At 63.5% G+C, this 21,689-nt stretch carries 20 protein-coding genes; 13 read left to right on the top strand and 7 right to left on the bottom strand.

What is annotated here, in order from left to right:
* Positions 1 to 80: 80 nt before the first annotated feature.
* Positions 81 to 647, bottom strand: coding sequence for an elongation factor P (gene efp / locus Q1Y33_RS08795; protein WP_300799366.1), 567 nt, complete (start codon positions 645 to 647; stop codon positions 81 to 83).
* A gap of 265 nt (positions 648 to 912) precedes the next feature.
* Here efp and Q1Y33_RS08790 point away from each other — a divergent pair, with 265 nt between their 5' ends.
* The gene (locus Q1Y33_RS08790) at positions 913 to 1,980 is read left to right on the top strand and encodes a hypothetical protein (RefSeq protein ID WP_300799365.1); all 1,068 of its coding nucleotides are present in this window, start codon (positions 913 to 915) and stop codon (positions 1,978 to 1,980) included.
* 108 nt (positions 1,981 to 2,088) lie between these two features.
* On the opposite strand, the gene Q1Y33_RS08785 is transcribed toward Q1Y33_RS08790, so the two are convergent.
* A complete protein-coding gene (locus Q1Y33_RS08785; protein ID WP_300799364.1) occupies positions 2,089 to 2,661 on the bottom strand; it encodes a polysaccharide deacetylase family protein in 573 nt (190 codons plus the stop codon).
* 140 nt (positions 2,662 to 2,801) lie between these two features.
* Here Q1Y33_RS08785 and Q1Y33_RS08780 point away from each other — a divergent pair, with 140 nt between their 5' ends.
* Both Q1Y33_RS08780 and cls read left to right on the top strand, forming a co-directional pair.
* A complete protein-coding gene (locus tag Q1Y33_RS08780) occupies positions 2,802 to 3,809 on the top strand; it encodes a DUF4837 family protein (RefSeq protein WP_300799363.1) in 1,008 nt (335 codons plus the stop codon).
* Between the two features lie 70 nt (positions 3,810 to 3,879).
* Positions 3,880 to 5,301: a cardiolipin synthase gene (gene cls / locus Q1Y33_RS08775; protein WP_300799362.1), complete on the top strand. Its 1,422-nt coding sequence runs from the start codon at positions 3,880 to 3,882 to the stop codon at positions 5,299 to 5,301.
* 39 nt (positions 5,302 to 5,340) lie between these two features.
* Here the strand turns inward: cls and Q1Y33_RS08770 are convergent, their stop codons facing one another.
* From Q1Y33_RS08770 to surE, 3 genes are all read right to left on the bottom strand, one after another.
* Positions 5,341 to 5,979: a response regulator transcription factor gene (locus Q1Y33_RS08770; protein WP_300799361.1), complete on the bottom strand. Its 639-nt coding sequence runs from the start codon at positions 5,977 to 5,979 to the stop codon at positions 5,341 to 5,343.
* Entirely contained in the window at positions 5,976 to 6,944 is a 969-nt protein-coding gene (locus Q1Y33_RS08765; protein WP_300799360.1) for an ATP-binding protein, read from the bottom strand. Before Q1Y33_RS08765 ends, Q1Y33_RS08770 begins: the two co-directional genes overlap by 4 nt.
* A 75-nt stretch (positions 6,945 to 7,019) precedes the next feature.
* Positions 7,020 to 7,802, bottom strand: coding sequence for a 5'/3'-nucleotidase SurE (gene surE, locus Q1Y33_RS08760; protein ID WP_300799359.1), 783 nt, complete (start codon positions 7,800 to 7,802; stop codon positions 7,020 to 7,022).
* 344 nt (positions 7,803 to 8,146) lie between these two features.
* Between surE and rplS the strand changes: the two genes are divergently transcribed.
* Together rplS and Q1Y33_RS08750 are read left to right on the top strand one after the other, a co-directional pair.
* Positions 8,147 to 8,527, top strand: a complete 381-nt coding sequence (gene rplS, locus Q1Y33_RS08755) for a 50S ribosomal protein L19 (RefSeq protein WP_300799358.1) — start codon at positions 8,147 to 8,149, stop codon at positions 8,525 to 8,527.
* Positions 8,528 to 8,599: 72 nt separating this feature from the next.
* Complete coding sequence (locus tag Q1Y33_RS08750) at positions 8,600 to 10,069, top strand: hypothetical protein (protein ID WP_300799357.1); 1,470 nt, start codon at positions 8,600 to 8,602, stop codon at positions 10,067 to 10,069.
* A 206-nt stretch (positions 10,070 to 10,275) separates the two neighbouring features.
* Here Q1Y33_RS08750 and Q1Y33_RS08745 read toward each other — a convergent pair whose 3' ends face one another.
* Together Q1Y33_RS08745 and Q1Y33_RS08740 are read right to left on the bottom strand one after the other, a co-directional pair.
* Positions 10,276 to 11,577 carry an MFS transporter gene (locus Q1Y33_RS08745; protein WP_300799356.1) on the bottom strand — a complete coding sequence of 434 codons (1,302 nt, stop codon included), beginning with the start codon at positions 11,575 to 11,577 and terminating at the stop codon, positions 10,276 to 10,278.
* 45 nt (positions 11,578 to 11,622) lie between these two features.
* Positions 11,623 to 12,612 carry a polyprenyl synthetase family protein gene (locus tag Q1Y33_RS08740; protein WP_300799355.1) on the bottom strand — a complete coding sequence of 330 codons (990 nt, stop codon included), beginning with the start codon at positions 12,610 to 12,612 and terminating at the stop codon, positions 11,623 to 11,625.
* Between the two features lie 87 nt (positions 12,613 to 12,699).
* Here Q1Y33_RS08740 and Q1Y33_RS08735 point away from each other — a divergent pair, with 87 nt between their 5' ends.
* The 8 genes from Q1Y33_RS08735 to Q1Y33_RS08700 all read left to right on the top strand — a co-directional run bounded on the left by Q1Y33_RS08735 (position 12,700) and on the right by Q1Y33_RS08700 (position 21,684).
* Positions 12,700 to 15,219 (top strand): YfhO family protein, encoded by a 2,520-nt coding sequence (locus Q1Y33_RS08735; RefSeq protein WP_300799354.1) that lies wholly within the window; start codon positions 12,700 to 12,702, stop codon positions 15,217 to 15,219.
* Positions 15,220 to 15,330: 111 nt separating this feature from the next.
* A complete protein-coding gene (locus tag Q1Y33_RS08730) occupies positions 15,331 to 16,212 on the top strand; it encodes a permease-like cell division protein FtsX (protein ID WP_300799353.1) in 882 nt (293 codons plus the stop codon).
* A 4-nt stretch (positions 16,213 to 16,216) separates the two neighbouring features.
* Entirely contained in the window at positions 16,217 to 16,480 is a 264-nt protein-coding gene (locus Q1Y33_RS08725) for a DUF3098 domain-containing protein (RefSeq protein ID WP_300799352.1), read from the top strand.
* Positions 16,481 to 16,501: 21 nt separating this feature from the next.
* Positions 16,502 to 17,293 carry an undecaprenyl-diphosphate phosphatase gene (locus tag Q1Y33_RS08720; protein ID WP_300799351.1) on the top strand — a complete coding sequence of 264 codons (792 nt, stop codon included), beginning with the start codon at positions 16,502 to 16,504 and terminating at the stop codon, positions 17,291 to 17,293.
* A 10-nt stretch (positions 17,294 to 17,303) separates the two neighbouring features.
* Positions 17,304 to 18,086 carry a tRNA pseudouridine(55) synthase TruB gene (gene truB / locus Q1Y33_RS08715; protein WP_300799350.1) on the top strand — a complete coding sequence of 261 codons (783 nt, stop codon included), beginning with the start codon at positions 17,304 to 17,306 and terminating at the stop codon, positions 18,084 to 18,086.
* Positions 18,083 to 19,132 carry a tRNA preQ1(34) S-adenosylmethionine ribosyltransferase-isomerase QueA gene (gene queA, locus Q1Y33_RS08710; protein ID WP_300799349.1) on the top strand — a complete coding sequence of 350 codons (1,050 nt, stop codon included), beginning with the start codon at positions 18,083 to 18,085 and terminating at the stop codon, positions 19,130 to 19,132. Before truB ends, queA begins: the two co-directional genes overlap by 4 nt.
* A gap of 40 nt (positions 19,133 to 19,172) precedes the next feature.
* Positions 19,173 to 19,979 (top strand): glycogen/starch synthase, encoded by an 807-nt coding sequence (locus Q1Y33_RS08705; protein WP_300799348.1) that lies wholly within the window; start codon positions 19,173 to 19,175, stop codon positions 19,977 to 19,979.
* On the top strand, positions 19,963 to 21,684 hold the full coding sequence (locus tag Q1Y33_RS08700; RefSeq protein WP_300799347.1) for a DUF4270 family protein: 1,722 nt from the start codon (positions 19,963 to 19,965) through the stop codon (positions 21,682 to 21,684). The genes Q1Y33_RS08705 and Q1Y33_RS08700 overlap by 17 nt, the downstream gene beginning before the upstream one ends.
* Positions 21,685 to 21,689 lie beyond the last annotated feature (5 nt).

Genomic DNA, 21,689 nt, shown 5'->3' with positions numbered 1-21,689 from the left:
GCCGCCCGCCGCCCCGAAAAAAAAGCGGCGGGGACCCATCGGGGCCTCCGTCGCACACGTTCCGCCTCGCAGGCCGGAAATTACTTGATGCGCTCGTAGTACTCGCGCGTGCGCGTGTCGACGCGGATCTTGTCGCCCGTGTTGATGAACAGCGGCACGCGGATCGTGGCGCCCGTGTTGACCGTGGCGGGCTTCAGCGAGTTCGTCGACGCCGTATCGCCCTTCACGCCCGGCTCCGTATAGGTCACCTCCATGTCCACGATCGGGGGCAGCTCGGCCGAGAGGACCGTCTCCTTCTCCGTGTGGAACATCACCTCGACGATCTGGCCGTCGGCCATCAGGTCGTAGTTGTTGATGAGGTTCTTGTCGATGTTGATCTCCTCGAAGGTCTCCGTGTGCATGAAGTGCGCACCCAGGTCATCCTCGTAGGTGAACTGGTAGGGACGGCGCTCCACACGCACCGGCTCGATGCGTGCACCGGCCGAGAAGGTGTTGTCCAGCACGCGGCCGTTTTCGAGATTCTTGAGTTTCGTGCGCACGAAAGCGGGGCCCTTGCCCGGCTTCACATGCTGGAAGTCCACGATCTGGAAGGTCTTGCCGTCCAGCTCGATGCACATGCCGATCTTGATGTCTGCGGTTGTTGCCATAGCGGGTATCTGATTTTGATTCGTTTTGATTCCTTTCGCGCCGCAAAGTTAATAAAATTTTCCGAAATTCCTACGCCCCGGTGCGGGCGATCGAACGGGAAGCCACCGCAGGAGTGCACCCCCGCAACGGGAACATGCGCCGCAGCCGCAGCCGGAGACGTTCCGGCACGGGACGAAAAACCCCGACACGATATTTGGCATTCGGAAATGTTTTCCATATATTTGGCCCTGCACATCAACATAACCAAGAAAAAACATGAGAAAAATGCAACGTTTACTGCTCTTTCTGGGCACGGCGGCAATGGCTCTCGCCGCAACGGCCTGCTCGGGCGACAAGGACGACTACGGCGGCAACGGCGGCAACGGCGGCAACGGCGGCAACGGCGGCGGGATCACCCCGACCGAGGGCGTGACGACCGAAGCCTTCTACAAGGGCGACCTCTACGAAGCCGGCACGGGCAACCTCTGGATCAACTTCATCTCCGACATGGAGTACGACGCCTCCGCGGGGGACTACACGGGCCCGGGCTACATCCTCTGCCTGGACTTCAACACGACACTGGCCGCCAATGCCGACTTCGCGGCGCTGGCCGAGGGCACCTACACGTGCGACTACACCAACGACACGCACCAGGCCTTCACGCTCAACGTCGCCTACGGGGACAGCTACCTGGCACGCTACAACGCCGAAGGCGGTGCCGAGAGCTTCGATGTCACCGGCGGCACGGTGACCGTCGCGATGCAGGAGGGCTACTACGTCATCGACGCGGCGCTGACCCTCTCGGACGGAAGCGAATACGCCTATTCGTTCGTCGGCGCGATCTCGTTCCTCAACCGCTCGGGCGAGGGGCAGATGAGCAACCTCACGCAGGACATCGAGATCAAGGGGCTGTCGCAGGGGCTGCTGGCCTACGGCGGGGTGGTCTTCACCGAGACGTCGGACCTCTACACGGTCATCCTCGCCGGTCCGGACTACGACCTCGGCAACAACTACGGACAGTCCGACGCCCTGATGCTCTCGGTCAACGTCACGCCGGGCAGCTCGGACGGCATTCCGTCGGGCACCTACACCGTGATCGACGCCATGACGGCCGACGACTACGACATCGGCACACTGTTGAGCGGCGTCTACGAACCGGCCTACGGCGGCTATTTCGGAGCGTGGTACTTCTCGACAACCGGCAAGATCGAGGCCTCGCTGCGCAGCGGCACGGTGACGGTCACCAACCGCGGCGGCAACGAATACACCTTCGAGATCGACCTCAAGGACGGCTACGGACACCGCGTCACGGGCTCCTATGCGGGCGCATGCCGCGTGGAGGACTGGTCGTAAGGTCCAGCCGTACCCACAACGAAAACTCCCGCCTCGGCCGAGGCGGGAGTTTTTTCTTGTCACAGGCCCGGCGGGCAACAGATGCGGGCCCGGATGCAGCGCACCGCGCTACAGTTCGATGGCCTTGCAGCGCAACCCCAGCTGGCGGATCTTCTCCAGCGTGCGCGGCAGGGCATAGCGCATGTTGCGGAAGGCCTTTTCACTGTCGTGGAAGACCACGATGGCGCCGGGAGCGAGGTACTTCGTGACGTTCTTCAGGCAGGTGCGCGGCGAGAGCTGGCGGTTGTAGTCGCGCGAGATGATGTCCCACATCACCAGCTTGTAGCGCTGCCCGAGCAGGCGCGCCTGCGCCGGCGTGATCTGCGCATAGGGCGGACGAAACAGCTCACTGTGGATCAGGTCGTTGGCAAAATCCACATCCTCCGTGTAGCGCTCCAGGCTCATGCCCCAGCCCTTCTGGTGGGAATAGGTGTGGTTGCCCACGCGGTGCCCGGCGTCGACGATGCGCCGGAAGAGGTCGGGGTACATCTCGACGTTCTTTCCCAGCACGAAGAAGGTCGCTTTGGCATCGTACTTGTCCAACGTGGCGAGTATCCACTCCGTGATGCCGGGCGTGGGTCCGTCGTCGAAGGTGAGGAAGACGCCGTCCTCGTCGTCGATCTCCCAGATCAGGTCCGGCATCAGGCGCCGGATTATTTTCGGTGGCTTCAAACGCATACGGGACAAAAATAGCGATTTTCGCGCCATCCGCGAAACAAAAACCGCCTTTTTCACACCGTCTGCGAAAAAATTAGTATATTTGTGCAAAACACATTCGGACCATGAAACGACTCCACAGTCTGCTGATCGTCTCCCTTTTCGCCGCGCTGACCACCGGATGCGACGCCTTCCGCACGTTGAGCGACGCCAATCTCAAAACCTCGCAGGGCAAGCCCTACGAGCTGATCCTCGTATGCCCGCAGGCGGAGTGGACGGGTGAAATGGGCGACACGCTGCGTGCGATCCTCACGGCGCCGGTAGCCTACATCAACCAGACCGAACCGCTCTTCGACGTGCTGCGCGTCACCGAGCAGGGATTCCGCAACATGATCGCCGAACACCGCAACATCCTCAAGGTGGTGACCGACCCCTCGCTCGACAAGACCGCCGTGGCCGTGCAGTACGACGTCACCGCACAGCCGCAGATCGTCCTGACGCTGCAGGGTCCCGACAACCGTTCGATCGTGGAGTATCTCTCGCAGCACCGCGACGACCTGGTCCGGGTGCTCGAGATGGCCGAGCGCGACCGCGACGTGGCCTACAACGCCAAATTCGGCAACCCCGGCATCGAGGAGGCCATCCGCAAGACCTTCGGCATCCGCATGGCCGTACCGAAAGGCTACCTGCTCGCCGCCAGCCAGCCCGATTTCCTCTGGGCCCGCTACGAGTACCCGACGGCCAGCCAGGGATTCTTCCTCTACTCCTATCCCTATGCCGGACCGCAGTCGCTCACGGCCGCAGCCCTGACGGCCGCCCGCAACCAGTTCGCGGCCCGCATTCCGGGTCCGTCCGACGGCTCCTACATGACCACCTCGGCGGCGTTCGACCCCGACATGCGGGTCTTCCAGCTCGAGGGTCGCACGTGGTTCGAGCTGCGCGGCTTCTGGGACGTCGAGGGGGACTTCATGGGCGGCCCGTTCGTCAGTTACTCGACCGTCGACCAGGCAACCGGACGCATCCTGACGCTCGACTGCTACGTCTACTCCCCGAAGCTGCACAAACGCAACTTCCTGCGCGGCGTGGAGCACCTGCTCTACGGCATCGAATTCCCGGAGCCGGAGCAGAAATAGCCGCCGGGGCAACAGGTCGGACACCGCAGACGGGGCCTGACGCCCCGCTGCAAATGTTTCGGATGAGGGAATGCAACAGATTTTCACATACGCATTTCTGATCGTCTACACGATCACGATCGCGGTCATCATCCTGGCCGTCATCACCGACAACAGGAATCCGCTGAAGACCCTCCCGTGGATCATCGTGCTGATGCTCGCCCCGGGTGTGGGACTGGTATTCTATTTCTTCTTCGGACAAAACCTCTCCAAGCAGCGGATCATCTCCCGCCGCATGCGCAAGCGCATCACCACACAACTCGAGGAGAGCGACCGCGAAGCGGATACGTCCATCCCGTCCGAACACCGGACGCTGGCCCGCCTGCTTTTCAACACGAGCCATGCCGTACCGCTGCGCGGCAGCCGCATCACCCCCTATACGGACGGCCGGTCGAAGATGGAGGCGCTGCTCGCGGAGATCGCGAAGGCCCGCCACCATATCCACGTACAGTATTACATCCTCTCGAACGACGCCACCGGACAGCGGCTGTGCGACGCCCTGATCGCCAAGGCCCGCGAAGGGGTCGAGGTACGTATCCTCTACGACGACGTGGGCAGCCGCAGCGTAAAGAAGCAGAAACGATTTCTGGAACGGATGCGCAGCGAGGGAATCGAGGTGAGGGCCTTCCTGCACGTGAAGTTCCCGCGCTTCACCAGCAAGGTCAACTACCGCAACCACCGCAAGATCGTCGTCATCGACGGCCGTGTGGGCTTCATCGGAGGCATGAACATCGCCGACCGCTATGTCGAGGGCACCTGCTGGGGATGCTGGCGCGACACCCATTTCCGGATCGAGGGGCGCGGCGTGGCCGGGCTGCAGGTCTCGTTCCTGAGCGACTGGTCGGCCACGACCAAGCGGCACATCTCCGGCGAGGCCTATTTCCCGACGGCGGAGCACTTCACCGGCAACATCCTCCAGATCGTGCCGGGCAGCCCGCTGGGCAAGTGGCGGACGCTGCTGCAGGCATACAGCCACGCCATCTCGCGGGCCCGCCACCGCATCTGGATCGAGACCCCCTACTACCTGCCGCCCGACGTGCTCAACACAGCGCTGCAGGTCGCCGCACTGGCCGGCATCGACGTGCGGCTGATGCTTCCGGCACGTTCCGACTCGAGGGCGATAGACCTCGCGTCACACTCCTACCTGGATGACATGGTGAAGGCGGGCGTAAGGATTCTCTTCTACCGGCCGGGATTCCTCCACTCGAAACTGCTGATTATCGACGAGGCGCTGACGGTCATCGGCTCGGCAAACATGGATTTCCGCAGCTTCGAGCACAATTTCGAGGTGTGCGGCTTCGTCTACGACACCGACTTCACGGCCCGCATGGCGGCGGTCTTCGCCGACGACGCCGCACAGTGCCGGCAGCTCGTACCCGGAGAGTGGTTCAAGCGGCCGCGCAGCCGCAAGTTCGCGGAATCGGTCATGCGGCTCTTCTCGCCGCTGATGTAAAACCGTCGATGCAGGGATATAAAGGGAAACGGGAGGGCGTCACAGTTCGACGATCCCGTTGCGGATGGCATAGACGACCAGCGAGGCCGTATTCTTGCATCCGGTCTTCTCGAGGATGTTGGCGCGGTGCTTGTCCACCGTGCGCTTCGAGATGAAGAGTTCGTCGGCAATCTCCTGATTCGAAAGCCCCCGGCAGACGGCCACCAGAATCTCCCGCTCGCGCAGCGACAACGGCTCCTCGCCTTCGGTCTCGCGCGTGCGCATGCGGCCCGTAAGCGACGAGAGCAGCTGCGGCGAAAAGTAACTGCCGCCGCCCATGACCGTCTCGATCGCCTCGATCACGTCGCCGATATCCGAATCCTTGAGCAGGAAGCCCCGGGCCCCGGCCTCGACCATGCGTGAATAGTAGCTCTCCTCGCCGAACATCGACAACGTGATAATCCGCAGGTCGGGACGCTGCGCCAGCGCCCGCTCCGTCGTCTGCGCGCCGTCGAGCCCCGGCATGGCGAAATCCATGAAGACGATGTCGGCCTCCGCCGCCGGAAGCATTGCAAGGAACTCCTCGCCGCTTGCGGCCTCCCCCACGACCCGGCAGCCGGCACAGCGTTCGAGCAGCCCCCGCAGCCCGTTGCGGAAGAGCGAATGGTCGTCGACCAGTATGATCCGGCAGTCGGTCATCGGCGTCTTCTTTTTTGCTGCGGCTGCGCCTCCTCCTGCGTGCTCACGCGGATCGCGGCCCGCATGCCCTTGCCTTTGGAGCTCGTGATCTCGAAGGTCCCGCCCAGCGAGTTGATCCGCGAGGAGATGTTCGACAGTCCCATGCCGCAGTCCATCATCGCCTGCGGGTTGAACCCCCGGCCGTTGTCCGAGTAGTCGAGGGCCAGGCTCGTGCCGCTCTGCGACAGCGAGAGGTTGATCGACGTGCAGGCCGCATGCTTGAGCGAGTTGTTGATCAGCTCGCAGATCACCCGGTAGAGGATCACCTCGATATCCGTATCGAAACGCTCCGAGCGGAGGTTCGTCGTGAAGCGGATCTTCACGTCGTGCATCGCGGCGCTCTTGTCGATGAAGTTCTGCACGCCGCGCGCCAGGCCGAAGTCGTTGAGCACGTGCGGCGAGAGGTTGTTCGAGATTTCGCGCAGCGAGCGGATCGCCTCGTCGATGACGTAGGTCGTATTGGCGATGATCTCGCGCTGCTCGGCATCGTGCTCCTCGCGGGCCAGGGCCGTGAGCGACATCTTGGCCGACGAGAGCAGCGGACCCAGGCCGTCGTGCAGCTCCTTCGAGAAGCGCGAGCGGGCCTTCTCCTCGGTGCGCAGCACGGCCGTGAGGATGCGCTTGTTGAGCAGCGACCGCTGCCGGTTCAGGCGGTCGATGTACTTGAAGAGCTTGTGGGCATACATCACGCCGATTGAGAGGCAGACCGACACGATGATCCCCAGGTAGGCGAACCACCAGCGGGGCACATACTGTCCGTTAGCCACCATAAACTGGATGAGGCGCTCGACCGACAGCAGCGAGAAGCCCACGATGAAGAGAATCCACACCGAGTTGTATTTCGTCGCCCGCACGAGCCGCAGGGCATACACCGTCGCGAGCGTCTGCACGACGATGGAGATGATGAGCAGGATTTTGATCAGCATAAGCCGCGGTTTTTCACAAAAATAATCATTTTTTCACGATTCGGGAACCCTTTGCGGCTTCGGAAGCGTGAAAAATCACGCCTTGTCGCGCAGCAGGTCCCGCAGCTGCTCCAGCTGCCGGTAGTCCGTCATGTCGGCCTGCACCGGGACCACCGAGACGTAGCCGTGCGAAAGAGCCCACCCGTCCGTATCCTCCGCCTCGGGTTCGCCGTTCACGAAGGCACCCGTCAGCCAGAAATACTCCCGGCCCCGGGGATCCTCCCGGCGGAAAAACTCCTCGCGCCAGAATCCGCGGTTCTGGCGGCAGGTCCGGATGCCGCGGATCTCCGCCGCGGGCAGCGCCGGGACGTTGACATTCAGGCAGAGGGGAAGCGTCAGCTCCGGGGCGGCAAGCACCTCGCCGACGATCCGCCGTCCGTACTCCACCGCGGCCGTGAAGTCGGCATCGGCCGAATGGTCGTCGAGCGACAGCCCCACGGCCGGGCAGCCGTAGAAGCTCCCCTCGATCGCCGCGCCCATCGTCCCCGAATAGAGCACGTTGGCCGCCGAGTTGGAGCCGTGGTTGACGCCCGAGATCACCAGGTCGACCCGTTCGTCGCGCAGCAGGTAGTCGAACGCCATCTTCACGCAGTCGACGGGCGTGCCCGAGAAGGCGTAGACGCTCAACGCCTCCTCTTCGCGGATGCGCCGCAGGTAGAGCGGGTTGTACATCGTGATAGCCTGGCTCATGCCGCTCTGCACGGTTTCGGGGGCCACGACCACCACGCGGCCGAACGTGCGGGCCACCTCCACGGCGGCGGCGAGGCCCTTCGAGTCGTAACCGTCGTCATTGGTTACGAGGATCAGTCTCCGGTTCATCGTTTTTTCGCAATTTTGAAGGCAAAGATACGAATATTTCCCGCCCCGCGGCGATTTTTTCATCCCGGAGCACGGGAAATGATTTTTTTTTGTTTACCTTTGCCATCCCAAACGGGCGTAGATCAACCTCTTTCATTGGGCGCTACGGCACAGGCGGGCGCTCCGGGGACGGAGACGGCGGCGGGTCGGACCGAGGCGGAAGCCGGAAAGGCGGATGCGGAGGGCGGCAGGTCACCGGATTCCGGAGGTACGGAGCGGCGCGCGGGATTGCCGGTCAGGGAACCGGCATGGTAGCCACGGTGCAGCGGGAATGTTGGGTACGAAACTATTAAATTGTTGCAACAATGAACAAAGACGCAATCATCAAGCTCGTCAACGAGCAGATGTGGCCGAAGACGGACGCAGACATTCCGTCGTTCAAGGCCGGTGACACGATCACCGTTTCCTACAAGATCATCGAGGGTAACAAGGAGCGTATCCAGAGCTTCCGCGGCGTGGTGATCCAGATCAAGGGTTCGGGCAAGACCAAGATGTTCACGATCCGCAAGGTATCGAACGGCGTGGGCGTCGAGCGCATCTTCCCGCTTTACTCGCCGCACATCGACAAGATCGAGGTCAACAAGGTCGGTGTCGTCCGTCGTGCACGCATCTACTACCTGCGCGACCTGACCGGCAAGAAGGCCCGCATCAAGGAGAAGCGTATGGGCGGCGCGGAGAAGAAGTAATCCCGCACCTCCGAAAGAGAAAAGCAGGACATTCCGATTGCGAATGTCCTGCTTTTTTGCTATATTCGACTCATGAAACGACTGATCTTTCTTCTGTTGGCAACCGCAGCGCTCTGCGGCTGCCGTCCGGCGGCCTCCGACTACGCCATCGTCGCGGGTCCCGGCATTGCGGACGATCCCGCCTGGGGCGAGGTCGTCGCCACACTGCGGCAGTCGCACCCCGGTGCCGCACTCCTCTCCTACACCGAAACGCCCGACGAGGCGCTGCCCGCGCTCCGGGAGCTCACACCCCGCTACGTGGCCTTCGTCGAACGGCCCGAGCGCATCGGCCGCGACTACGTCATCGCGCTGAACCGCATGGCCCGCGAGGTCGACGGCGACAGCTACGACGACTACCTCTGGGGCATCGTCACGGGCTACGACGCCGCGGCAGCCCTGCGCATGGTCGAGGCGGCGCGCGAGCCGCTGACCGTCCGCAGCGCCGTGAGCACCCTGCGCGAGGTCGGCAGCGGCAAGTGGTTCGACGCCTTCGCCTATGTCGACGACCGCACGCCGGGCCGCTGCGGCGAGAAGCGCCCCGGCGCCGACTCGGTGACGCACTACATGACCGACCGCACGCTTGCCGACGGACGGCCCGACCTGCTGCGCTGCTTCTGCGACTTCTACGCCGCCTACGATCCCGACCTGATCACCACCGCCTCGCACGCCACGGAGCGCAACCTCGAGATGCCCTTCTCCGTCGGCAACCTCCGCGCCCGCGACGGCGCCCTCTACGCCGACCTCCCCGAGGGTCCCGAACCGCTGCACGAAACGGGCAAGCGGCGGGTCTTCCTGCCCATCGGCAACTGCCTGATCGGCAACGTCGACTGCACGCGCGAGAGCATGGCCGTCGCCTGGATGAACAGCGCCCGGGCCGCCGCGATGATGGGCTACGTCGTGCCGACATGGTACGGCCGCAACGGCTGGGGCGGACTGAAATACTGGCTCACGACACCCGGCCGCTACACCCTCGCCGAGGCCTTCTACCTCAACCGGCAGGACATGCTCCACTGGCTCGACGAACAGGTGACAGAGGTGCGCGGCAAGGCCTTCCCCTACCCCGGCGACAGATTCGACTGGGACCGCATGGTCGGGCAGGCCGACAGCACGGCCGGACGCCACCTCACCGACGACGAGCTGGGCTTCTTCTTCGACCGCGACGTGCTGGCCTGCTACGGCGACCCGGCATGGGAGGTCCGCCTTCGGGAGCTGCCCGCCGAGCGGGACTTCGAGGTCACGCAGCGCCGCATCGGTTCGCAGTACGAGATCACGGTGACCACGGCGCCCGACTTCAGCGCGGCGCGCATGGCCGGTGACCGCTTCAAGGAGGAGCACGTCGGCGACCTGCCCTTCAGCTGCTTCTTCCCCGAACGACTGAAGAATCCCCGCCTGGCCGAGGGGCAGACGTGGCACGCCGCCGTCGACGAGAACTTCCTGCTCGTCTACGACCCCGGTTTCGAGCCCGGGCAGAGCTACCGCATCCTGCTCGACATCGACCGGTAGGAGGCAACCCGGCACACGCACATTCCCGCAACACGACGGAGCCCGGCAGGAGCAGATTCCCGCCGGGCTCCGCCGCATTGCGGCAGTCCCGTCCGGCCGGAACCGCCCGGGAAGGCACGTAACGGGGCATCCGTCCGTGCATCAGGGACAAAAAAGCCGGGCTCCACAAAGGGAGCCCGGCTTTGTCAATTCCGCAAGCGGACGGATCAGTCGTTGACGGGAATGTCCTTGTTGACGTTCTTCGAGCCGACAAGCGCATAGAAGAGCATGTAGACGAGACCTACGGCGATCACCCAGTAGCTCTGGAGATAAGCCACGCCGTCGCCCATGTCGACGATCGCGTTCTGCAGGAGCGGCAGGATACCGCCACCGCAAACCAGCGCCATGAAGATACCCGAAGCCTTCTCGGTGTACTTGCCCAGCCCCTCGACGGCGAGGTTGAAGATGCCGCCCCACATCACCGAGGTGCAGAGGCCGCAGAGCACGAGCAGCGCGGCGTTGACCGGCACGTTCACCAGGCCGACGCCTGCGGCGCCGTTGAAGACGGGCAGGTTGACGGCAACCTGCGGGGCGAAGATGGCCCCCAGCGTCAGGAGCAGACCGGCGCACGACACGACGCCCAGCATGGCGCGGGCCGACACCTTGCTGCCGACGACGGCGCCCACCAGACGGCCAACGAGCATCAGCAGCCAGTAGGTCGCGGCAACCGATCCGGCAACGGCCTCGGCATTGACGCCCGAGCCCAGCACATTCAGGTCGGGGTTCTGCAGCCACTTCTGCAGCACGTTGGGAATGCCGACCTCGATACCCACGTAGACGAAGATCGCTACGGCGCCCAGCACGAAGTGACGGAACGACAGCGGACCGTACTTGTCGGCTTTCTTGGCCGCGCTCTTCTTCGTGTCGACCGGGTTCTCGGGAATCTTCGTCAGGACGAGTACCACGAAGGCGAAGGCGAAGATTGCCAGCGCGGCGTACATCAGCGGGAAGACATGGCTGATCTGGGCGTTCTTGATACCCTCGGGAATCAGCAGGCCCGTCAGGATGATGACGGCCGTACCGCTCAGCGAGTTGAAGGCGCCGCCGGTCTGGATCAGCTGGTTGCCCTTGTTGCCGCCGCCGCCCAGACGGTTCAGCATAGGGTTGACCACCGTGTTGAGCAAGCACATCGAGAAGCCCGCGATGAAGGCGCCCAGCAGGTAGACGCCGAAGCTCTCGACCGTACCCGACAGGGTCTGGATGCCGACGCCCACGAAGCCCACGCTCACGGCGATGAGCGCCGTCTTCTTGTAGCCGTAGCGCTGCAGCATGCTGCCGGCGGGATAACCCATGATCGCATAGGCGATGAAGTTGGCAAAGACGCCCAGCGTACCCATCCAGTTCGGCACGCCGAACTGATACTTGAGGATGTCACCCATCGGTGATGCCAGATTCGTCACGAAGGAGATCATGGCGAAGAGGAAGATCATCACGACGATCGGAAGGATGTAATTCTTTTTTTGTTCCATCTGTGATTGATTATTTAGGTTAATGTTTCAGTCTTCGGTCGGGTTTCAGCGGTCGCGCTCGGCGATGTAGGCGCACAGGTCGACGAGCGCCGTGCGGTACTCCGAGGGTTCGTACTCGGACAGCAGGCCCGCGGCCCGCTCGAGGTAGCCGTGCATGACCTGCGCCGCCGCGTCGAGGCCCCCCTCGTTCTCCACGGTGTGCTGCAGGTACTCCACGCTCTTCTCGTCCGTGCGGCAGCGCTCCAGGCAGCCGAGCAGCTCGGCGCGCCGCTCGTCGGAGACCTTTTCGAGCACCGCGAGCAGCGGCAGCGTGATCTTGCCCTCGCGCAGGTCGTTGTTGGCGGGTTTGCCCGTATGGGCCGAGAGCGTATAGTCGAGGATGTCGTCCTGAATCTGGAAGGCCATGCCTACGGCTTCGCCGAAGCGGCGCATGAGCGCCACCCGGTCGCGCGTGGCCCCCACGGCCAGCGCCCCGGCCGAGGCGCTGACGCCCAGCAGGCTTGCGGTCTTCTTGTAGATGATGTCCAGATAGGTCCGGCGCGTCATGGCGTGCGATGCGGCGCACTCGTCCTGCAGCACCTCGCCCTCGCACAGCGCCGCCATCGAGCCGCAGACGTGCGTCACCAGGTCGAACTGGCCGCTCGTCAGGCCGATGTTCATGTTGCGCGCCAGGATGTAGTCGCCCAGGATGACGGCCTTGTGGGACTGCCAGCGGGCATTGACCGAGGGTTTGCCACGCCGCGTGTCGGCCTCGTCGATCACGTCGTCGTGGATGAGCGACGCCACATGGATCATTTCGACCAGCATGGCCGCCAGACAGGCCCGGCGGCCCGTCGCAGCACCCGGGACCCGGGCATTCATCGCCGCGGAGAGCATGACCAGCAGCGGACGGATGCCCTTGCCGCGCGACGTGAGAGCATAACGCAACATATCCGAGAGCAACTCCCCCTCGGCCGTGAACTGCCGTTCGACGAATTCATCGAACGCCGCGAGTTCCGCCGTGACGGGTTTGCGGATGGAATCGAGTGTAATCATATATGCAAAGATAAGCAAAATTCACGACAGACACGCGGCAAGTAACTATTTTTTCGTACCTTTGACCCTCGGTTAAGTGTTGAAAAAATGATTTTCACGAAAGATACGAAAAACAGGTGGTGGGCCGCGGCGACGGCACTCGCGGTTTTCCTGCTCGTGAGTGTTCTCTACTTCGCGCCGCAGTTCCGCGGCGAGGTGCTGCCCCAGCACGACGTGCTCCAGTACGAAGGCATGACCAAAGAGATTCACGACACGCGTGCCGCAACGGGCGAAGACCCCCAGTGGACCGGCAGCATGTTCTCCGGCATGCCCGCCTACCTGATCAACGTCGCCTACCCCGCACAGCTGGTCAAGGGGACCGTAGGCAAGGTCACGCGGCTGATCGACACCCCCGCCGGGTTCCTCTTCTTCGCCATGGTCTCGATGTGGCTCATGCTGCTCGTCTGCGGCGTCGATCCGTGGGTCGGCATCGTCCCGGCCCTCGCATACGGACTCTCGACCTACTTCCTGCTCATCATCGGCGCAGGCCACGTCACCAAGATGTGGGCGCTGGTCTACGCTCCGCTGATGATGGGCGGCGCGTGGATGACCCTGCGGGGCAACCTGTGGCTCGGCGGCGCCGTCACGGCCCTCGCCACGTCGCTCGAAATCGGCGCCAACCACCCGCAGATCACCTACTACTTCCTGCTGGCGATGGCCGCCTTCTGGATCAGCGAGGGCATCGTCGCCCTGCGCGGGAAGCGCCTTGCGGAGTTCTTCCGGCGCACGGCCGTGCTGGCCGCCGCAGGCGTGTTGGCCGTGGGGTCGAACTTCGCACCGCTGTGGTACACGGCCCAGCACTCGAAGGAGACCATGCGCGGCGGCTCCGAACTGGCCTCGACGGCCGAGACGTCGGACAACGGGCTCGACCTCGACTACGCCACGGCGTGGAGCTACGGCCGCACCGAGACGCTGAACCTGCTCGTGCCCGACTTCATGGGGCGCGACTCGGGCACGACCTTCCCCTCGGACGGCCAGGTGGCCGCCACGGCCAACGAATACGGACTGCGGGGCGTCGAGCGGCAGCTGCCCGCCTACTGGGGCACGCAGCCCTACACGGCCGGGCCGACCTACCTCGGGGCCGCGGCCCTCTTCCTCGCGGTGCTGGGCATCGCCCTCGTGCGCGGCCGCAACAAGTGGTGGATCGTGGCCGTCTGCGCCGTGATGCTGTTGCTGGCCTGGGGCCGCAACTTCATGGGATTCACCGAACTGGCATTCAAGCTGCTGCCCGGATACAACAAGTTCCGCACGGTCTCGATGACGCTCGTCGTCGTACAGTGGGCCGTGCCGCTGCTCGGGGCCCTGGCCCTCATGCGGCTGTGGCGCGGCGACGTGCCCCGCAAGGGGATGCTGCGCGCCCTGGCCTGGGCCGGAGGCATCACCGGCGGTCTGTGCCTGCTGCTGGCCGTCGCCGGCGGCTCGCTCTTCGACTTCGGACGCGAAGAGAGCATCTCGATGATGACCGACCAGCTCCACCACCTCTTCCGGAGCAACGGCATGCAGGAGTACATCGACCGCGGCATGGACGTCGAGATGGGCGAGGCGATCGGCGCCGCCATGGCCGCCGACCGTGCGGCGATGATGCAGGCCGACGCCTGGCGCTCGCTGCTGATGATCGCCCTCGCGGCGGGCGGCGTGGCGCTCTTCGCCTTCGGGCGTATCCGCCGCGGAGGGCTCGTGGCGCTGCTCGGCGGCGTCGTGCTGCTGGACCTCGTGCCCGTGGACCTGCGCTTCCTCTCGTCGGAGGACTTCATCTCGCCGCGCCGACGGCAGATCACCGCCACGGCCGCCGACAAGGCCATACTGGCCGACAAGACCCCGGGATTCCGCGTGCTGAACCTCACGGTCAGCCCCTTCAACGACGCCACGACCTCCTATTTCCACCGCTCCGTCGGCGGATACCACGGGGCCAAGCTCTCGCGCTACCAGGACCTGATCGACCGCTACCTGTCGGGCCTCGACGAAGGGGTGCTCGACATGCTCAACACGCGCTACCTGATCCTTCCGGACGAGGAGGGACAGCCCGCCGCTCAGCTGCGCACGACGGCCAACGGGGCGGCGTGGTTCGTCGACGGGGTCGTCACGGCGGAGGACGCACAGCAGGAGATCGACCTCCTCGGCGAAACCGACCTGAAGACGACGGCCGTGATCGCCGCCAGGGACCTGCCCCTCGCCCAACTGCCGGCCGCAGCCGCGGCCGACACGCTCTCCGGCCGCTCGATCCGCCTGACGGAATACCGCGCCAACCGCCTGCGCTACGAATACTCGACCCCTGCGGAGGCCGTGGCGGTCTTCTCGGAGATATACTACGACAAGGGCTGGACAGCCACGATCGACGGCGAAGAGGCCCCCGCCTTCCGCGCCGACTACGTGCTGCGGGCGATGCGCCTCCCGGCCGGGACGCACGTCGTCGAGTGGCGCTTCCGCGCCCCGGGCTGGACGGCGGCCGAGGCGGTGACGGGCATCTGCTCGGTCGTGATTCTGGCGGGTGCCGCAGCGGCGGTCGTGTACCTCTGCCGCAGACGGCGCACCGCCGGAGAGAAGGAACCGGCCGACACCAATATATAAAGGCCGCCGCGAAGATGCGGAGCGGCAGAAAGCAGCCGGCAGGAAACCGCCGGTCGGGAACAGCCGGGGAGGAGGATGCTCCCCGCCAACCAGAAAAGAGATTTCAGAACTATGAAGGATGACAAGAGGCTCAAGCGCAAGGTGCGCAACTCCTACATCGTATCGACGGTGAGCATCACGCTGGTGCTCTTCCTGCTCGGTTCGGTAGGCTACCTGATGGTCACAGCGATGAAGGTCGCCGACACGCTCCAGCAGAGCATCTCGGTGAGCGTGGAGCTGAAAAACGGGCTCTCCGACGAGGCGAAGGAGCGGATCGCCGCGACCCTCTCGGCCGAGGAGATCGTCGGCTCGGTCGCCTTCGTCTCCCGCGACGAAAAGGCCGACGACGCCGAGTTCCGCAAGATGTTCGGCAGCCAGTTCGAGGAGGTGCTCGGCGAGAACCCCCTGCTGGACTCCTACGAACTGACCCTCACGGCCGCCTCGGCCGACACGGTGCTGCTCGAGGGCTTCATCGCGGCGGCGGAGCACCTGCCGGGCGTCGAACACGTCTCCTATCCGGCACGCATGGCGCAGCGGCTGCACGCCACCGTCGGCAAGATCCGCCTCGTGCTGCTGCTCTTCGGCGGGGCGCTGCTCGTCATCTCGCTGATCCTGCTCAACAACACGATCCGGCTGGCGATCTTCTCGAAACGCTACCTCATCAACACGATGAAGCTCGTCGGCGCAACCAAGTGGTTCATCATGCGCCCCTTCCTCGGGAGCAGCCTCACGCAGGGCGTCCTCTCCGGACTGGGCGCATCGGTGCTCCTCTGCCTGGCGGTCTACGGGCTCAACGAGGCGGTCCCCGAGCTGATGTCCATCACCGAGGCGGTCAAGATCGCCATCATCGCCGGTTCGATGGTCGTGGGCGGAATCGTCATTTCCGGCACCTTCACCGTCATCGCCCTCAACAAGTTCGTCAACATGAAGTCCAACAAGATATACCTCTATTAAGTACATGAAAAAAGAGAACAAGAAAGTCCAGGAGCCCGCACCGGAAAATCCCCGCATGCCGCTCACGCGCCGCAACTACATCATACTGGCCGTCGGCTTCGCCGTCATCCTCCTCGGCTTCATCCTCATGGCGGGCGGCGGCAGCGACTCGCCCGACGAATTCAACTACGCCATGTTCTCGTGGCGGCGCATCACGCTGGCCCCGATCCTCGTCATCGCGGGCTTCGTCGTGGAGATCTACGCGATCATGAAACGTTACGACAAATAAACCCAAACCCCGAAACAACACATGGACACACTGCAAGCCATCCTGCTCGGCATCGTGCAGGGTATCACGGAATTCCTGCCCGTATCGAGCAGCGGACACCTGCAAATCGCCAAGGAACTCCTCGGCGTCGAACTCGAAGAGAATCTCACCTTTGACGTGGCCCTGCACGCCGCCACAGTCCTGAGCACGATCGTGGTGCTCTGGAGCGAAATCTGGCGCCTGCTGCGCGGGCTCTTCTCGCGCCGCTTCAACGAGGAGCAGGCCTACGTACTGAAACTCCTGCTCTCGATGATCCCGATCGGCATCGTCGGATTCCTCCTGAAGGACCAGATCAACGCCATGCTCGACGCCCCCTATATCCTCGTCATCGTCGGCGCCATGCTGCTGCTCACCGCCGCGCTGCTCTCGTTCGCCTACTACGCCAAGCCGCGGCAGAAGGAGACGATCTCCTACCGCGACGCCTTCATCATCGGCCTGGCGCAGGCCTGCGCCGCCATGCCGGGTCTCTCGCGCTCGGGCACGACGATCGCCACGGGACTGCTGCTCGGCAACAAGAAGGCCGCCGTGGCCCAGTTCTCGTTCCTCATGGTGCTGATCCCCATTCTGGGCGAAACCTTCCTGCAGGCCGTCAGCGGCGACCTGACGGCCGGTATCGCCGCCGGGCCCCTCGCCGCGGGCTTCGTCGCCTCGTTCGTCACCGGATGCCTCGCCTGCAAGTTCATGATCGAAGTGGTCAAGCGCGGCAAGCTCATCTGGTTCGCCCTCTACTGCGCTGCGGCCGGCATCGTCTCGATCCTAAGCTACATCCTCTAATCCGGACGCGATGAAGCATACGCAGGACCTGCGGGGCATCAACTTCGAGGAGGGCTACATCGCCGTCGTGGACAAGCCGCTGGAGTGGACCTCCACGGACGTGGTCCGCAAGGTGAAGTTCTCGCTCCGCAAACTGGGATACCGCAAGATCAAGGTGGGGCACGCCGGGACGCTCGACCCGCTCGCCACGGGCGTGCTGCTCGTCTGCATCGGCCGCGCGACGAAGCTCGTCGACGCACTGCAGGCCGAGGAGAAGGAGTACGTGGCCGACGTGCTGCTGGGGGCCACGACCCCGAGCTACGACCTGGAGCACCCCGTCGACCGGACCTACCCCTGGGAACACATCACGCGCGAAGCCGTCCTGGAGGCCCTCGCGTCGCTCACGGGCGAGCGGTTGCAGACGCCGCCCGTCTACTCGGCCAAGAAGATCGAAGGCACGCGCGCCTACGACCTGGCGCGCGCCGGCGAGGAGGTGCCCGTGCGGCAGGCGCTCATCACGGTCTACGAGATGGAGCTGCTCGAATGCGACCTGCCGCGCATCCGCATCCGCGTGCGCTGCAGCAAGGGGACCTACATCCGTTCGCTGGCCCGCGAGATCGGCGAAAGCCTCCGCAGCGGCGCCCACCTCACCTCGCTGCGGCGGACCCGCAGCGGCGGATTCACGGTCGGGAATGCCTGGGCGCTGGATGATTTTCTCGAAAAGTTGCAGCAACTTGAAACAAAACGGGATAATTTGCGTATAGAAAATAATCTGTCTCATCTCTCGAACGAAAAAAAGAGCACTGACGTATGAAACTATCGCAATACGGGTATGAGTTCGCGCCGGAAATGCTGGCCAAGTACCCGACGGAAAACCGCGACGACGCGCGGCTGATGGTCGTCAACCGCGCCAAGGGGACCATCGAACACCGCATCTTCAAGGACATCATCGAATATTTCGACGAAAAGGACCTCTTCCTGTTCAACGACACGAAGGTCTTTCCGGCACGCCTCTACGGCAACAAGGAGAAGACCGGTGCGGAGATCGAAATCTTCCTGCTGCGCGAACTGAACCGCGACCTGCGGCTGTGGGACGTGCTGGTCGACCCGGCCCGCAAGATCCGCATCGGCAACAAGCTCTACTTCGGCGACGACGACCTGCTCGTGGCCGAGGTGATCGACAACACCACCTCGCGCGGCCGCACGCTGCGCTTCCTCTTCGACGGCTCCTACGAGGAGTTCAAGCAGACGCTCTTCAGCCTCGGCGAGACGCCCCTGCCGAAGTGGGTGCGCGAAAAGGTCGAACCCGAGGATGCCGAACGCTACCAGACGATCTTCGCCCGCCACGAGGGCGCCGTGGCCGCCCCGACGGCCGGCATGCACTTCTCGAAGCACCTGCTCAAGCGCATGGAGATCAAGGGCATCGATTCGGCGTTCATCACGCTGCACGTCGGGCTGGGCAACTTCCGCACGGTCGACGTCGAGGACCTCTCGAAGCACAAGATGGACTCCGAGCAGTTCTTCGTCACGGAGGAGGCCGCCGAGGCCGTGAACTCCGCCAAGCGCAACGGACACAAGGTCGTGGCCATCGGCACGACGGTCATGCGCACGATCGAAACGGCCGTCTCGACCAACGGCATGATCAAGCCCATGGAGGGGTGGACCAACAAGTTCATCTTCGCGCCCTACGACTTCACCGTGGCCGACGCCATGGTCACCAACTTCCACCTGCCCTACTCCACGCAGCTGATGATGGTCGCCGCCTTCGGCGGATACGAACAGGTCATGGAGGCATACCGGGTCGCCCGCCAGGAAGGGTACCGCTTCGGCACTTACGGCGACGCGATGCTGATTCTTTAAGATTTTTTTCGTACCTTTGCCCCAATAAAACAATCGGACCATGGCAAGCAAGATTCTGTACGTATGTCAGGAAATCGCTCCCTACCTTCCCGATACGGAGTGTTCCAAGCTTTGCCGTGCTTTGACGCAGGCGATGCAGGAGCGCGGAAACGAAATCCGCACGTTCATGCCCCGCTACGGCTGCATCAACGAACGGCGGCACCAGTTGCATGAGGTCATCCGCCTGTCGGGCATGAACCTCATCATCGACGACAACGACCACCAGCTCATCATCAAGGTCGCGTCGATCCCCGCAGCCCGCGTACAGATCTACTTCATCGACAACGACGACTACTTCTCGCGCAAGGCCGTGCTCAACGACGCCGAGGGCGGCTGGTTCGCCGACAACGACGAACGGGCCATCTTCTTTGCCCGCGGCGTGCTCGAGACGGTCAAGAAGCTGCGCTGGACCCCCACGGTCGTCCACTGCCACGGATGGTTCACGTCGGTGATCCCGGTCTACCTAAAGCAGGTCTTCGTCGACGACCCGATCTTCCGCGACGTGAAGATCGTCGTCTCGCTCTACGCCGACGGATTCGCCGGCGAGCTGGACCCCGGAATCGCCGCAAAGATCGCCGGAGAGGGTGTCGACGAGAAAAATCTCGACATTCTCGCACGGCCTTCATACGAAAACCTCTGCCGCTTCGTTATGCAGTATGCCGACGGCATCGTCGCCGCATCGAAAGATGTCGACGAAGAGGTGCTGCGCATCGCCCGCGAGAGCGGGAAGCCGATGCTCGAGTACCAGTCGCCCGAAGCGGAGGACTTTTTCGACAATTACAACCGATTCTATGAAGCGTTACAATAACTTCTTCCGCCGCACGCTCCGCACCTTCGTGCCCGCCGCCCTTGCCGTGCTCGCCGCCGCCGCCTGCGGCTCCTGCACCACGGTCGACGATACGCTGGGTTCGAACATCGTACCGGAGAACCAGCAGATGAAGGCCGGGCACGTAAAGTTGGAGTTCGACAAGCTCAATCCCCGGAAATACGTCGAGACGCGCCTGTACAGGACCGACTCGATCGTCACGTCGAACATCTCCTACGGCTACCTCGGCTCCCAGCTCAACGACACGCTCGGACTGCGCACGGCGGGATTCCTCACCCAGTTCGCCAACTACTACTACAAGGTCGGCGAAGGGTATTTCGGCTACAAGCCGATCTTCGACTCGGCACAGCTCAACCTCTCGTTCTCGAGCTACGGGACCGACACGCTCACCGAGCAGACCTTCGCCGTCTACGAGATCGTGAGCAACGCCTACCTGACCGACAAGCCGCTCGGCGAGGGCAAGAGCAAGCGCGACACGGTCTTCTACGCGAATTTCAATCCGCTGGACCCCAACGGCACGCACAACGCCGCGGACCGGGTCTACGACCCCTCGAAAAAGCTCTTCACCTTCACGCTGGGCAACAACAACGGGCCTGCGGTGACGAGCGTCACGCTCAAGCCCACGGCCGAGGGACGCTCGTTCGTCAACCGCCTGATGCTGCAGGAGGGCGAGCACAAGGATGAATATTCGATCTACAGCTACGACAGCCTCGAATACTGGGTCAAGGCCTTCAAGGGGCTCTACATCTGCCCCGACCCCGACGCCCCGCTGACCGAGCACGGCAAGGGGACGATCTACGCCACGAAGCTCGAGGAGTCGGGCCTGACGATCTACGCCCGCAACCGCCTGGAGAGCGACCCGACGATCATCAAGGATACCGTCGGCATGACCTACAACTTCTATGTGGAGGGGGTCGAATACGGCAGCGTCTCGGTCAACGTGCTGGACCACGACTACACGCAATACAATCCGGCGACGGCCGGCGAGATACACATCGTACCGGAGTATGCCGAGGAGACGAACGAGGAGCGCCCCGAGACGCCGATGGTCTATGTCGAGGGCATGGCCGGCGTCGTGACGGAGATGACCTTCACGCAGGAGTTCTTCGACGACCTGGATGCGATTCTCGCACAGGAATACGCCGAAAGCGGCAAGCAGTTCGAGACGCTCGCCTTCAACCAGGTGCGCATGTACATCTACTTCACCGACAGCGACTACAAATGGGAGAACGTCGACAAGGGGTCGACCGACGACGGGCAGCCGCTCGACATCGTGCGGCTGATCGAGGAGATGACCGCGGCCCCGAGCCGGCTGGGACTCTATACGGACTACAAGACCCTGACGGCCGTCAGCGACTACAACTACCTCTACGAGACGAACTACGGCACGGAACTCTCCTACGGAGGGTACATCAACCGCAGCCGCGGATGCTACATCATGGACATCACGGGCTACGTCCAGCAGCTGTGGAACAGCTACACGGACGAGAAGAAGGCGGCCGCCAAGGAGAACCGGGCCGTCGATCTGGAGAAGGTGAAGAACCGCACCGTATATATCGGGCCCGAGGCATACAGCCTCTACACGCCTTCGTTCGGCGTCTTCCAGGGGCAGGCCGAAGCCGAAGGATCGACGGTGCGCAACCATGCGCCGATCAAGTTCGACATCACCTATACGATGATCAAGTAAACAGT

The organism is uncultured Alistipes sp. (genome assembly GCF_949296715.1).
In the GTDB taxonomy this organism is placed as follows: domain Bacteria; phylum Bacteroidota; class Bacteroidia; order Bacteroidales; family Rikenellaceae; genus Alistipes.
The sequence above is the reverse complement of the archived record's forward strand: the minus strand, read 5'-3'. Positions and strand labels throughout refer to the sequence as shown.